Origin of the sequence: Alkalispirochaeta alkalica DSM 8900 (assembly GCF_000373545.1) — a bacterium.
Taxonomy (GTDB): Bacteria; Spirochaetota; Spirochaetia; order DSM-27196; family Alkalispirochaetaceae; genus Alkalispirochaeta; species Alkalispirochaeta alkalica.
Genome location: NZ_KB891691.1, coordinates 35969 through 50359 on the forward strand (window position 1 = coordinate 35969; position 14391 = coordinate 50359).

At 62.0% G+C, this 14391-nt stretch carries 8 protein-coding genes; 5 read left to right on the top strand and 3 right to left on the bottom strand.

Translation table 11 applies throughout. The annotated features are described in order from the left end of the window. The first annotated feature begins 40 nt into the window (after positions 1 to 40). Positions 41 to 1696 (top strand): EAL domain-containing protein, encoded by a 1656-nt coding sequence (locus B071_RS0100175; RefSeq protein ID WP_018525079.1) that lies wholly within the window; start codon positions 41 to 43, stop codon positions 1694 to 1696. Here the strand turns inward: B071_RS0100175 and B071_RS0100180 are convergent. After that, complete coding sequence (locus tag B071_RS0100180; RefSeq protein WP_018525080.1) at positions 1651 to 3708, bottom strand: YgiQ family radical SAM protein; 2058 nt, start codon at positions 3706 to 3708, stop codon at positions 1651 to 1653. The genes B071_RS0100175 and B071_RS0100180 overlap by 46 nt on opposite strands. 74 nt (positions 3709 to 3782) lie before the next feature. On the opposite strand from B071_RS0100180, the gene B071_RS0100185 reads away from it, so the two are divergent. Both B071_RS0100185 and B071_RS14955 read left to right on the top strand, forming a co-directional pair. Further along, positions 3783 to 5021 carry an L-serine ammonia-lyase gene (locus B071_RS0100185; RefSeq protein WP_026244855.1) on the top strand — a complete coding sequence of 413 codons (1239 nt, stop codon included), beginning with the start codon at positions 3783 to 3785 and terminating at the stop codon, positions 5019 to 5021. Between the two features lie 221 nt (positions 5022 to 5242). After that, on the top strand, positions 5243 to 7285 hold the full coding sequence (locus B071_RS14955) for a methyl-accepting chemotaxis protein (protein WP_018525082.1): 2043 nt from the start codon (positions 5243 to 5245) through the stop codon (positions 7283 to 7285). A 45-nt stretch (positions 7286 to 7330) separates the two neighbouring features. Here the strand turns inward: B071_RS14955 and sppA are convergent, their stop codons facing one another. Then, positions 7331 to 9829, bottom strand: coding sequence for a signal peptide peptidase SppA (sppA, locus tag B071_RS0100195; protein ID WP_018525083.1), 2499 nt, complete (start codon positions 9827 to 9829; stop codon positions 7331 to 7333). 96 nt (positions 9830 to 9925) lie between these two features. Here sppA and trpD point away from each other — a divergent pair, with 96 nt between their 5' ends. Both trpD and cobT read left to right on the top strand, forming a co-directional pair. Further along, on the top strand, positions 9926 to 11197 hold the full coding sequence (gene trpD, locus B071_RS0100200; protein WP_018525084.1) for an anthranilate phosphoribosyltransferase: 1272 nt from the start codon (positions 9926 to 9928) through the stop codon (positions 11195 to 11197). Then, a complete protein-coding gene (gene cobT, locus B071_RS18020) occupies positions 11194 to 13338 on the top strand; it encodes a nicotinate-nucleotide--dimethylbenzimidazole phosphoribosyltransferase (protein ID WP_018525085.1) in 2145 nt (714 codons plus the stop codon). Before trpD ends, cobT begins: the two co-directional genes overlap by 4 nt. A 75-nt stretch (positions 13339 to 13413) precedes the next feature. Here the strand turns inward: cobT and B071_RS0100210 are convergent, their stop codons facing one another. After that, the gene (locus B071_RS0100210; protein ID WP_157702952.1) at positions 13414 to 13986 is read right to left on the bottom strand and encodes a GNAT family N-acetyltransferase; all 573 of its coding nucleotides are present in this window, start codon (positions 13984 to 13986) and stop codon (positions 13414 to 13416) included. Between the last annotated feature and the right edge of the window lie 405 nt (positions 13987 to 14391).

Sequence of the window (14391 nt, forward strand, 5' to 3'; positions counted from 1 at the left end):
TCTGGATTACTGTGCCGGTCCTGGATTACTCTATACAGTGATGTCGCGATCCATAAAGCAGGTTGTGCTTGTTGTTGATGACAGTAAATCCTCCCGGTCTCTCCTGGTGGATATGCTGAGGGATCTCTCCGTGGAGGTGATCGAGGCCGAGAACGGTCAGGAGGGAGCCAGCGCGGCCCTCGCCTGCATGCCCGATCTGATCCTCATGGATTACCGGATGCCCGTTATGGAGGGGCCCGAGGCGGTGGAGGCGATCCGTCAGCACCCCCTGGCCGCGCGGATNCCGATACTCATGATCACCGGAGAGACGGCGCCGGAAAAAATGCTCTCCTCCTTCCAGTCGGGTGTTCTGGACTTCATACACAAGCCCTTCGATCCGGTGCAACTGAAAGCCCAGATCGCCAGCTATCTTCGTCTGGCCGAGATAAACCGCCGTTTTGTCCTGGCTACTATCGACCGCGTAACGGAGCGTCCCAACGTGATGGCCCTGCAGGAGGATGTGGAAAACGAGGAGGGGGTCAATCCGCTTCTCTTTATCCGTTCCCGGCAGGTGGTGGAGGTGCGACATCTCTACGGCGCCGGAATAGGAGATGAACTGGAGCGGTCGCTGTGCGCCCGGATCGAAGAGATCGCCCGGTCGATCTTCCGGGTGGAGTGCCGTCTCTACGTGATTGACCGGGGCGAACTGGTTCTCCGGTTCCTGGATGCGGAAAATTATATCGACGGCGAGTCTGCTCCCGTTATCATGCGGGCCTTCGAACGATATCTGGTGGCAGAAGAGTTCGAGGTAGAGAACCTNCTCTTCACCTGTGAGTTCCGGCTCGTGGTAAGNCTGCCCGGAAAGAGCGTTCTGGAAGACGGCCTGATCGCCTTTGCTGACAGCCAGGTCCCGGGGACCGCTCCCTCCCTGGTTTTTGCCGGCGAGGTGGTGGCTCAGCATCGGGAGGTCATCAGGAGCAACCTTCAGACTCTCACGTCGATCAGAAACTCTCTTCGGGAGGAGCAAGTAACAGCCTACGCTCAGCCCCTGGTAGATCTCGGAACAGAGCAGGTTGTCGGCTACGAATGCCTGATGCGCATCAAGGATTCAGCAGGCCGGATTCTCCTGCCGGGGTCGTTTCTGCAGGTAGCAAAAAGCAGCCGCTACTACCCCGAGCTGACCATGGCAATGATCGATCAGGTGTACCGNGCCTTTCAGGCGAAGCCCTGCCTCTATTCCCTGAACTTTTCCAGTGTCGATATCGAGACCCCCCAGGTGGTGAAACACACCCTGGCAATGCTCTCGGCCCACCCCGATTTTGCCCGGCACCTGCTTGTCGAGCTGGTGGAGCAGGAGGAGGGGAGCGACTTCTCCCAGATACGTGATTTCCTNAAAAAAATCAGTTCCTGCGGGGCTCGCGCGGCTATCGATGACTTTGGGAGCGGCTATTCCAATCTCCGCCGGTTGAGCGAGCTGGATTTTCATTTTGTAAAGATCGACGGCACGCTGGTCCGCGACATCGTTGTCAGCGAGCGCGCCCGGAAGCTNGTCGACTGGGTCGTGAGTTTTGCCGATCAGGCCGAAGTGGAGCTGATCGCCGAGTTTGTCGAGACCCCGGAACACCGGGATCAGCTGCTAAAGATGGGGGTTGGTATCGGTCAGGGGTTCTATTACGGCCGCCCCCGTCCCCTGGAAGAGCTTCTGCGGGAGGAGTGAGTCTTCTTTGGCCTGCTGCTTTGTGGCGGNGCAGGGGCTGTTTTCGTTCGTCCCGGTTTCCCGGGCTGAGAGTTTCCTNCCGGGGGTTTGCCCGCTCTCTGATGTTTCCCTGGCGGCTCGGGTGGAATAAGACAGTGTTTCTTCCAGCCGATCAGGTCTTCCCGGCCCGCCTCCTGAAGCGCTTCCCGGACGCGATGCCAGTTTTTCGGGTCCCGGTACTGCAGGAGAGCTCGCTGCATCGCCTTCTCCCGGGGAGTTTTTGCTGAGGGCACGCTCGTTCCCGTGCGGGGATCNATGCCGGTATAATACATGCAGGTGGCGGGGGTGCCCGGGGTGGGATAAAAATCCTGAACCTGCTCGGGGGAGATGCGGGAGGCATGAAAATGTTCCGCCAGTTCCACCGCATCGGCCAGGGATGTGCCGGGATGGCTCGAGATAAAGTAGGGGATCAGCTGCTGGGGGAGGCCAAGAGAACGGTTGATCGCCTGATACCGTTCCTGAAAGCGTTGATACACGGCAGCGCCGGGTTTGCCCATGGCCTGCAGAGCGTGGGCCGATATGTGCTCCGGAGCTACCTTCAGGCGGCCACTGATGTGATGGTGGCAGAGTTCCTGCAGAAAAGACTCGTCCCGGTCCAGCAGGGCGTAATCAAACCGCACCCCCGAACGGACAAAGACCTTTTTCACCCCCGCAACTGCCCTGATTTNCCTCAGGACCTCCAGGTATTCCCGGTGATCNGCCCGAAGTTCCCGGCACGGCTTTGGCACCAGACACTGCCGGTCCTTGCAGACCCCCCGATCGAGCTGTTTCTCGCAGGCCGGGCGGAAAAAGTTCGCCGTGGGGCCTCCCACGTCGTGGATGTAGCCCTTGAAACCGGGCAGGGTTGTGAGCAGGCGAGCTTCCCGCAGGAGGCTTGCNGTGCTCCGGGACTGTATNCGCCTCCCCTGGTGGTAGGTGAGGGCACAGAAGGTGCATCCCCCGAAGCAGCCCCGATTACAGACCAGACTGAACCGGACCTCCTCGATGGCGGGAACGCCTCCCTGGTCGAGATAATCGGGGTGAAACGTCCGGGTATAGGGGAGTTCGTAGAGCCGGTCCAGGAAGGTCTCGTCCAGCGGAAGCGCGGGAGGATTCTGCACCACCTGCCAGGGACCGTAGCTCTCGCTGAGAATGTCCCCGTTGAGCGCGTCGGTATTGCGGTGCTGTTCCCGGAAGGACGCTGCGTAGTGCTCTTTCCCTCGATCCCGGTCCCGCAGTTCGTCCCATGAGGGAAGGCTCCGGAGAGATCTGCCGGGAAAGGCCTGGAGGAGCTTTTCCGGGATCGGTTCCGGGTCGCTGGTGCGGCACTTCCAGACCGTTCCTGCCACGTGGCTGATATCGCGGGCGCGTTTTCCCCGGGCCAGCTCTTCTGCAACCTCCAGGAGTGCCCGCTCTCCCATGCCGTAGAGGAGCAGGTCCGCCTTGGAGTCTATCAGAATGGATCGCCGGAGTGAATCGGACCAGTAGTCATAGTGGGCAAAGCGACGCAACGATGCCTCGATCCCGCCGATGATGATATCGATATCCTTGAAGGCTTCCCTCAGACGGGTACAGTAGACCAGCGTCGCACGATCGGGGCGTTTCCCTCCCACTCCGCCGGGGCTGTAGGCATCCTGCCGACGAGGTTTGCCCGAAACGGTATAATTTGCCACCATGGAGTCCATGTTCCCGGCGCTCACCAGAAAGGCCAGGCGCGGTCGCCCCAGGCTGCGGAAATCATCGCAGGAACGCCAGTCGGGTTGTGCAAGAATTCCCACGCGGTACCCCCGGTCTTCCAGAAGCCGTCCCAGCAGAGCTGGCCCGAAGGAGGGGTGGTCCACGTAGGCGTCACCGGTGACAAAGATAAAATCGAGGCGGGAGTTTTCTCCCGGAGGCGCGTTCCGGGATNTCTCCTCGGGAGAGGGGGCGGTTCCCCGGGAACCCAGAGGAAGAAAATTGTCACGGGGAGCGTTATAGTCGCTGAGGTTTGTCATGAAATGCTATAATCCGATCAGGGAAGGACCCCGGCCTGCGGGCTTGAGGAAATCTCCTTCAGAAAGGGAACAGGATGCAGTCACTACGGGAATTATACCGGATCGGTTACGGACCGTCCAGCAGTCACACCATGGGTCCCCGATCAGCAGCAGAGGCCTTTTCTCGTGATGCCGCTCCTGCTGAAACCTATCGGGTGACGCTCTACGGGAGCCTGGCCGCTACGGGCAGGGGACATATGACAGACAAGGCGATTCTCGATGTTCTGGGAGAGGATCGCACGGAGATCATCTGGAAGCCCCAGGTTGTTTTGNCGGAGCATCCCAACGGAATGACTCTGGAGGCGCTCTCTCCTCAAGGCGAGTCTCTGCGGACACAGACCGTCTTCAGCATCGGCGGGGGGGCTGTTTCAGAAGATCCCCGGAACGTGGGTGAGGCGAATCGGGCTGTCCCGGTCTATCCCTTTACCTCCATGGAAGAAGTCCTCACCACGGCNGACCGGGAGGGGGCCCAGCTGTGGGAATACGTTGACCGCTACGAGGGAAGGGAAATCCGGGGCCATCTGGCACAGGTCTGGCAGGTGATGCAGGAGGCGCTCCGTCGCGGGTTGGAGACAGAGGGCCCCCTCCCGGGAGGGCTNCGGCTTCCCCGCAAGGCGGCAGCCTACTACGCCAGGGCCCGGAGCGCCAGGGGCTATCTGAACGTCACGGGACAGCTCTTCGCCTTCGCCCTGGCTGTTTCCGAGGAAAACGCTGCCTGCAGCCGGATCGTCACCGCTCCTACCTGCGGATCCGCCGGTGTCCTCCCGGCGGTCCTCTATTATCTGAAAAAGCAGAACCGTCTGAGCGATGAGCGCATCCTGAACGCCCTGGCTACGGCGGGGCTCATCGGCAACATCGTAAAGCGCAACGCCTCTATCTCGGGGGCCGAGGTGGGCTGCCAGGGTGAGGTTGGTACGGCCTGCGCCATGGCAGCGGGGGCGGCGGCGCAACTGCTGGGAGGCACGCCCCACCAGATTGAATACGCCGCCGAGATGGGCATGGAACACCATCTGGGTTTGACCTGCGATCCCGTGGCGGGCCTTGTCCAGATTCCCTGTATAGAGCGGAACGCCATCGCCTCAGTTCGGGCTCTGGATTGTGCATCCTACGTGCTCCTCTCGGACGGCCGTCACCGGATCACCTTCGACGAGGTGGTGCAGACCATGGCCCAGACCGGTCGGGACATGAACGAACGATACCGCGAAACCTCCCAGGGGGGGCTCTCCTTTTTCCACGGGCGGTGCCACGGAGGNGGACTGGTGCCCCGGGAGTAGTCCGCACCCTCGCCACGGGGGGATGCTCTGCAAAGAACACCCTTTCTGCAGGGGAGCGGGGACTTCATGGCGGTCCAGCTGGGGATGAAATTAAACCGCCTTGCACTATTGGAGTAATTCGCCGAGACTATGAGGAAAGATGTATAGGGTGACACGAGAAGCGGCCTGAACCGTGGTTCCCGAGAGGGGGCGAGACTCGGGTCAATCGGGAGGGCAGGAACATGATAATCCGGAGAACCCTGGGGATTGGCAGAAAGCTTCTTCTTTCTGGTGTCGTAACAACGATTCTGGTGGCTCTCTGTATAGGGGGCGTTGCTCTCTGGCAGGCCGCCGGGACCGAAGAGATCGCTCGGGCGGAAACGTTTCGGCTGGCCCTGGAGGGACAGGAACGGGTCGTCTCGGGCATTGTAGCCATGCTCGCCAGTCAGCAGGAGGTCCTGGAAGAGAAGGTCTCCTACGATCTGAACGTGGCCCGTGACCTGTTGACCCAGACGGGACAGGTTTCTTTTTCGGAGGAAACCGTAGAATGGCAGGCGATCAACCAGGGTACCCAAAGGATGGCCAGGCAGGAACTTCCCAGGATGATGGTCGGCGATATCTGGCTCGGCCAGAATGATGATCCTGCCAGGCCGTCTCCCCTGGTCGACCGGGTTCGCGAACTCGTTGGAGGTACCTGCACCATCTTTCAGAGAATGAATGAACAGGGCGACATGCTGCGCGTCGCTACCAATGTGGAAACTCTGGAGAANCGAAGGGCCATCGGAACGTACATTCCCGCGATCGGTCCCGAGGGGGTGCCGAACCCTGTNTTGGCTGCAGTTCTGGCCGGCAAACCCTACACNGGGCGGGCCTTTGTGGTTAACCGCTGGTACGTGACGGCCTACGAACCGATTCTGGATGATCAGGGAGAGGTAGTTGGCATGCTGTACGTGGGGGTTCCCGAAGAGAGCGCCACCAGCCTGCGAAGGGAGATCATGGATATCACCGTGGGGGAGACGGGTTATGNCTTTGTTCTTGATCCCCGGGGTACCTACGTTATTTCCCATAAGGGCGAGCGTGACGGAGAGAANCTCTGGGAGGCCAGGGATGCCGAGGGGAACTTCTTCATCCAGGATATGGTGCAGAACGCCCTGTCTTTGGGGGAGGGCGAGTTCGCTCAGGCCNGCTATCCCTGGCAGAATCCGGGGGATCCCCAGCCCCGGCAGAAAACGGTGAGCCTCGGGTTCTTTGAACCCTGGCAGTGGATCATCGGGGCCGGTACCTGGGACGATGAGTTTCTGAGCAGCGTCCAGGCGATTCGGGAAGCCAACGCCAGGAGTCGGNCCCTGATGGTGATGGTTCTGGTGTGTTCGCTGGTGGGAGTGACCTTCGTCTGGCTCCTCCTCGCTCACGGTATCGTTCGGCCGATCCGTNGGACCGTGGAGATTCTCAAGGATATCTCCTCGGGTGAAGGGGATCTGACCAGGAGGCTCCCTGCGGTGAGTGGTGACGAGACCGGGGAGATGGCGCGTCATTTCAATCTCTTTGTGGAGAAACTGCAGGCGATTATCGGTACTGTCTTTACCAACGCCGAGGGGATCGCCTCGGCGAGCACGCAGATGAGCGCTGCTGCGGAGCAGACCTCCCGGGGAGCAACCGAGCAGGCTGCCTCAGTAGAGGAGGTCTCTGCGTCCATCGCGGAGATAACCTCAAATATCAGGCAGAGCGCCGAAGGTGCCAGGCAAACCGAGGAGATTGCAATCAGTTCCGCTGATCGTGCCAGAGAGGGCGCGGCAACGGTGCGGGAGACCGTGGTGGCCATGCGGAGTATCGCCGAGAAAATCATGATTATCCAGGAACTTGCCCGCCAGACCAACCTGCTTGCCCTGAACGCCGCTATCGAAGCNGCCCGGGCAGGCGAGATGGGCAAGGGCTTCGCTGTGGTTGCCTCGGAAGTCCGGAAGCTGGCAGAGCGNAGCCAGAACGCAGCGGGGGAGATTACCGATCTTGCCANGGTATCGGTGGACGTCGCCGAGAGAGCGGGGGTGATGCTCGATCAGATGCTTCCTGATATCCTGCGTACGGCCGAGCTGGTGCAGGGCATCAGCAAGGCCTCGGACGACCAGGAGGGCGCCGCGTCGCAAATCGCCAGAACGATTCGGGATTTGGACCAGGTGGTTCAGAAGAACGCCGCCACGGCCGAGGAAAGCGCCGCCACGTCGGAAGAGCTCAACGCCCAGGCCGAGCAACTTCGCGGCCTGGTGGGGCAGTTCAGGATTTCGTGATGCCCGGGCCGGTTTGCCGCCGGCGNGCACCGGGGCGTGCNNNGNCTAGCGTGGCGCGGTGACCCCCGGCACACCGTAGGGCATGAGGTACAGAGGTGACCCCTCCAGGGTAGCNAGCAGATGCAGCTCCGCCAGCGCCCTGGAAAGCTCCTGCGAGAGGGGGCGTCCCGGCCCAAGACGGNCCGAAGCGGGNCCGGCCAGACCGGATCCTGCGAGGACGTTTCGAGGCAGCCCGGCAAACCGGGCCCAGCCCCCGGCCCCCAGCGCCCGGTTAAGGTCGAACCTGGTTNCTCCCGGAACGGTATGAACCGTTCGGAGNGGGAGCGATTNGTCCAGAAGCCCGGCCATGATCTCCTCTGCCCGGGAGAGACCTCCCAGGGAATCCACAAGNCCTCTCTCGAGGGCCTGCCGCCCCGTCCAGACTTTCCCCTGGGCGACCTGGTGAACCTCCTCGCGCGAGAGGGCGCGGTTCTCCGCCACGACATCGAGAAACCGCTGGTAGCCATCGTCGATATAGGCCCGCCAGAGATCCTTCTCCTCCGGTGAGGGCGCTCGCAGGATAGAACCGAAATCGGCCCTGGGTGCGGTCCGCACCGTGTCGGTGCCAATGGCGAAGCGTTCCAGAAGGCGCTCCATATCGGCTTGTATCGCCACGACACCGATGGAACCGGTGATGGTGGCGGGGTTTGCCACAATATGCGACGCCGGTGCGGAGATATAATACCCTCCCGAGGCGGCGACGCCCCCCATGGAAACTACCACGGGTTTTCCTGCGTCCCGAGTCAGCGCTACCTCCCGGGCGATCTGNTCGGAGGCGGTGATCGCCCCTCCTCCCGTCTCGATACGGAGGATGATACCCTGGACAAAGGGATTTTCCCGGGCCTCGCGAATCGCCCTGGAGAAGGAGTCCCCCCCGATCGACTCACCCGCGATAGCTTCACCGGGAATGATGGGACCCGTTCCGTGGATAACCTGGACCAGGCCACCCCGGTCCGATCCCCAGGCAAGCCTAGCCCGACGGGTTCGATCGGGTGCCCGCCAGTGCCCTGCCTGCGGCAGGATCTGAAAGATCGTCTCCTGTAACTGATCGGGATAGAGGATCGCATCGATCAGGCCCGCATCGAGGGCTCCCTTGGCGGTGAGGTAGGGACCGGCTGCAACGATCCGATCGGCCTCATCGGGAAGGTGAGACTCCCGTGCCACGGCGAGCACTTCGTTGTACATGTCAGCCAGGTCTTCCAGAAGAACTTCCCAGCCCTCCCGCTCGGCCTCGGTCATGGAGGGTTCGCTGAGGCTGTCTCCGGCGGTTTTGTAGTCGTGGCTGCGGTAGTTGTGAACATCGACACCGTAATTGTGCAGAAACTGGCCCAGGTAAAGGCCGCTGTAGGAAAAGCCGCGCAGATCCAGCACCGCCGTGGGATGAAAAAAGATCTGGTCCGACACAGCCGCAGCCAGAAGGTAGGCCACAGGATCGGCCCAGTCGAAATAGAAAAAGACCCGCTTGCCCTGGAGCCGTACCTCGTTGAAGGCCTCCAGAAGTTCGCTCACATAGGCNAGGGGTGCCTGGAGATAGGTTCCGTTCACCAGGATTGCTCCCACCGAGGGGTCGTCCCTGAATCGTTCCAGATCGGCCACGATCGTTCCCAGGGGCAGGTGAGGTTCGGAGAAGCGGTGAACCCGGGGGTGAGAGGTAACACGGCCTGTGCGATCGTATTCAATCACCTCTGAACGGGGTTGTTCCAGGACGGTTCGCCGCCGTGTTGCACGAAGAAAGCCGTAGGAAACGNTCTCCGGGATATGGTCGCCGGGATCTTCCAGTGTGGCCGCCAGGCCGGCCTCGCTTCGGCGGAGGTTGACCCGCGCTCCCAGAGAGAAAACCTCTTCCTGGTGATCGTACCCTGCCGAAAGACGCACTCCATCGAGAACCTCCACCGTGACCGAGGCTGTGGAGAAGTCGAGGTCCTCCTCGTCGGGTATCCACCGGATATTCCCGTCCAGTGTCAGGCGCGTTCCCCAGCGATCGCTGAACCACAGGGGGCGGACTCCCAGCCCGGCCTCCAGGAGCGAGTCCTGGGGCAGGTCCCGGTACACAACCCCCAGGGAGATCGCCTCCCCCGGGCGAAGGAGGACGCCCGCCTGGTAATGGCCGTCGGTGAAAGAGGTCTCNTCCCAGGACCAGGAATACCCCAGGGAGAGGGAGGGGCCCAGAGGGAGCGCTCCCGAAATCAGGTGGGTAAAGGAAGAATCGCGGTGTTCCAGGGCGTATCCCCCGAAAGAGGCGTTCAGGAGGAGCTGGTAGCGCTCGCCAAAGTCTTTCTGTCCCGGGGCGTGATCGTCTCCCAGGGGCAGAATAAAGCCGAACCCGCTGGCGCTCCCCCTTGCCAGGGCGGCGGGATTTACCAGAGGTGCAAAGAGCTCGTCCTGGAGGGCAGGCCCACCCCAGGATGAGTTGTAAAGAGGAGCCCCCGGTGCTGCCGAAGCGATGGGGAGAACGCTCAGAGTGAGTCCGAGAAGAAGCGCCAGAATGGTGCCGGTCTGTTTCATAGGGGAAGACTATCACCCATTTCGGGGGGAAACAATCTCTCCCTGTTCTGGCCCTCCCCGGGGTTATCCGCTAGAGTATCGGGCCAGGGGGAAACCATGGAGCTGATCGAGCCGGACAACGCGCAGGCAGATACCCTGCAGAGCGACAGGGCACCACGGGGGGGAGCAGGGGCTCCTCCCGGTCAGGATGTGCTCCCCGGGGAGGCGCCGCCCCGGGAACGGGACAGATCCTTCGGCTTTATCCTGTCCCGTATCATCGCCGGAGAGGCCCTGGATTTCGGGGCCGCCCGGGAGGCTTTTCGGGATATTCTCTGTTCCCGCGTGAGCGAGATGAACCAGGGGGCCTTTCTNGGNGCCCTGGCAACCAGGGGAGAAACCGTGGAGGAGCTGGCCGCAGCCTGGGAAGCTATCTACGAGCTGGACACGGTAAAACCCCTGGAAGAGGAATCTCCCGAGTTCCGTCACGCTTTTCCCGCCGGAGAGATCGTGGAAAACTGCGGGACGGGGATGGATTCCTTCAAAACCTTCAATATCAGCACGGCGGCATCGCTGGTAGCGGCGGCCTGCGGTGTTCCCCTGGCACGCCACGGTGCCAGATCTATCACCTCCCGGTGCGGAACGGTTGATATAGCCGAGGCCCTGGGGGTCGATCCCGATGCCCCCCCGCCCATGGTCCTTCGCAGCATTACCACAGCGGGGATCGGGCTCTTCAACGGCATGAGCCCTGCCGTCCACCCGCGAGCGCTGGGAAGGATCCTCTCGCAGATATCCTTCGGGTCCTGCCTGAATATTGCGGCCTCCCTTTGTAACCCCCTGCTCCCCACGCGGGGGGTTCGTGGTGTCTACGCCCCGGAGATGGTGGTACCCGTGGCGGAACTTATGCGGCGCATCGGCTATCGGCGGGGTCTGGTCTTCTACGGGGGTATCGATAACTCATCGCGGGGTATGGATGAGGCTTCGGTGTGCGGTACAACGCAATGCGCCGCCTTCGATGAGNGAGGGAGCTTGCACACCTCATCCTTCCGTCCCGGCGATGCGGGGCTCGCCGTGCACGATCCCCGGGAACTNGCTGCCGCCGATGATATCTCCCTGGAGGCGGTGCGTTTTGTCAGAACCCTTCGCGGGCTGGATGCTCCGGCCAGGGTCGATGCGGTCCTGCTCAACGCCGCTTGTTTGCTGCGCACAGCCGGGAAGGTCGATGATCTTCCCGCAGGTGTTGCCCTCGCCCGGGATTCGGTCGAGTCGGGAGCCGCCTTTGACCGCCTCGAGGCCTGGGTCGCGGCCCAGAACAGGGACCCTCGCCAGGGCCGGGACAGACTCCTGGGAATTCGCGCCATGGCGGGTATCCCCGGGGAAGGCGCGTCATGAAACTCGTTCTGCAGGGGCTTGGTCAGGCGGGGCTGGAGGAGTCGCCCCGGGGCAGGCTGGAGGTGGAGTACTGCGGGGTCTGCCGTACCGACGGAAAGCTCTATCTTGAGGGGCAACGGGATCTTCACCTTCCCCGCGTTCCCGGTCACGAGGCGGTGGTCCGGGACAGGCAAGAGGGTCAGCGCTTCGTGCTCTGGCCGGGGATCGCCTGCGGAGTCTGCCGGGACTGCCGGGACGGGAGGGAACATCGGTGCAGCACGATCCGCATCATGGGCTTTCACTTCGACGGGGCTTTTGCCACCGCTNTGGCCNCGCCCCGGGGTTCATCCTTCGTGATGATTCCCGTCCCCCCCACGGATCATCCCGAACTTTATACCTTTGCCGAACCACTGGGATGTGTTTTTCACGCCTTCGATAATCTGGAGGCAGCTACACGAAGTCTTTTGATCTACGGAGGGGGAACGCTGGGCCTCATGGCCTGGTATCTGGCCAGGGACCGGGGCATTCCTGCGGTAATTCTGGAGCGGAGCCAGGAAAAAATTGATCTTCTTGCCCGCAGGTTTCCCGCTGTACCGGTGCGAAAAGAACTGCACAATAGCGGGTACGGGGCGGTATTCTGCGCCTGTTCCGATTATCAGGCCTTCTGCTCNGGGATCGCCAGGCTCGCCAAGGGCGGGGTTCTTCTCCATTTCAGCGGTATCACAAAGAACGAGACCGTCTCCACGAATCTTCTCAACAGCATTCACTACAAGGAACTCACCCTGGCCGGCACCTATGGTCTGCACCCTCGGGATATGGAGCGGGCTGTGGATTTCATTTCCCGGGAGGAGGTGTTTTTTTCTTNCCTGGTAGAGGGAATTATATCGCTCGATGCTTTCCCCGGACGTGCCCGGGAGGTCTATCAGGGAAAAAGACTGAAATACATCATCGACCCCCGGAAGAAGGCTTTCTCGGCGGATTCCGGTGATTCCTCCGGGACGGCTTCCTGTGTGGCTGCTTCCCGGGAACCGCTCGCTGTGGCTGATTCTGCCACGGGCTCGGGGGAAATCCTGGATATCCTTTTGCCGGGGTGTGCGATCGAGCCCATACCGGAAACCGCCGGGAGCGCGGCCCGGCACCGCATGGATCTGAAGGCAAAGCCCCTGGGCTCCCTGGGTGCGCTGGAGGATCTGGCGGTTCAGCTCTGTGCGGTGCAAAAGACCCTGGCTCCCCGGATCGAGCGAAAGGCCATGGTGATCTTCGCTGCCGATCACGGCGTGGCCGAGGAGGGTGTCTCGGCCTATCCTCCCGAGGTGACCGCCCGGATGGTGGATACCTTCGCCCGGGGTGGAGCCGCTATCAACGTACTCTCCCGCCTTCACGGGCTGGATCTGACCGTCGTCGATATGGGCGTGAGGGGTGCCGTGACCCCTCAGGGGCAGATCGTGAACAAGCGCATCGGCCCTGGCACCAGAAACAGCGCGCTTCAGGAGGCCATGACACCCCGGGAGGCCCTGGAATCGCTCAGGCGGGGGAGAGAGGCCTTTCAGGAGGTGGTGGAGCGTGGCGGGCCCGTGGACCTGGCAGGTTTCGGTGAGATGGGGATCGGCAATACCACGGCAGCCTCGGCGATCATCGCCCTGGCCACGGGAAAAACCGCTTCGGAGGTAGCCGGGCGGGGGACAGGTCTGGACGATCAGGGATTGCGGCGCAAGATCGAGGTTCTGGAAAAGATGATAGCCCTCCACGGCGCGCCTCCGGGGGAGCGCCTCGATGGACTCGCTATCCTCCGTTCTGTGGGGGGCTTCGAGATCGGGGGGATCGCTGGAGCGCTCCTCGCTGCAGCCTCGGCACGGGCCATGGTGGTTCTGGATGGTCTCATCTCGACCGCTGCCGGGGTGATCGCGGTCATGATCGAACCGGCGGTCAGGGACTATATGGTTGTCTCCCACGCCTCGGTGGAGCGGGGCCATCGGGCGGCCTGCGAGTTTCTGGGGGTGAAGCCCCTTCTCGATCTCTCCCTGCGCCTTGGCGAGGGGTCGGGCGCGGCCCTGGCAATGCCGGTGATAGAGAGTGCTGCTGCGATCATGAGAGAGATGGCCTCTCTGGAAGAGGCCGGTCTTGTTCCACCACCGGGCCTGATTCCGCCGATCTCGATCTGACGGGACGGTCCCGGCCGACTCTGGGGGTGTTCCGGCGAAGTCCCGGCCCGGCGCAGATCCTTTCCGGAGCAGCCCTCATGGGGATCCATGAAATTTCATCTTTATCCATGAAACAGGACGGTCGGGGAGAAAACCCGTTCTCTCCACCAGTCTCATCGATGGCTGGTTCCGGGGTTCCACGTTCAGGAAGGGGATCTCTCCCCGGGCCTGGCGTTTACGGACCAGATCTCCCAGGACCCGTTCGGCCAGACCCTGGCGGCGCCACGCGGGGAGGACGTGGAGAAACCCGAGAGACCGGTCGTCGTGGGTGAGCCCCCAGGCGACGAGCGTTCCCTGCAGGGTTATCCCCGAAGAAATATCGCCCAGCAGACGCTCCCGGATATATTCGGATGAGGTGTACTCGCGGTAATCGGAATTGTCCTGGATAAATCGGGCCCGGTCGGGATCGATCGGGGGAAGGGGCTCTTCTCCAGGGATGATTTGCCGCGAGAATGGGGAGGAGGGGGAGGATGAGAGAGGATAATAGAGCCGTCGGGTATCCATGGTCCACTCAACATCACCCAAAGAGGCCAGGATATGGGCCATCCAGGGTTGAACGTTGGCGAAAAAGGGTGTTATCTCCCGGCATTCCCGGAGGAGTTCTTTCATTTCATGATCTCCCGCCGGTGGCGATTCCCCCGGTCCGGGCGCCTTCGGGCTGGCAGAGACTCCTGTGGGGGAGCGTGGGGGGGGCGCTCCGGGCTCGGTCGCAGAGAAGAGGTATGCCCAGAGATGGTCGCTCTGGCCGCAGAGGATCAGGGAGTTTCCCCGGTGCATCACGTGCTGGACGGGCCTGGTGGCGAAAAAGCCCCGGACTGGCAGAGCCTGGAGGGGGTCCCTTTCCAGAAATCGATTGATATCTTCCCTTATCATATCGTCCAAGAATAGCACTTTTTCCTCTTCCCATCAGCGTGCTCCAGATCACCCCGCGTCCGGCCGGTTCTGCCTGTCGATCTCGCCGATCGCTCCTGGCCCAAAGGGAGGGGGATCTGTCTTTTTTCCGGGAGGCTTGCT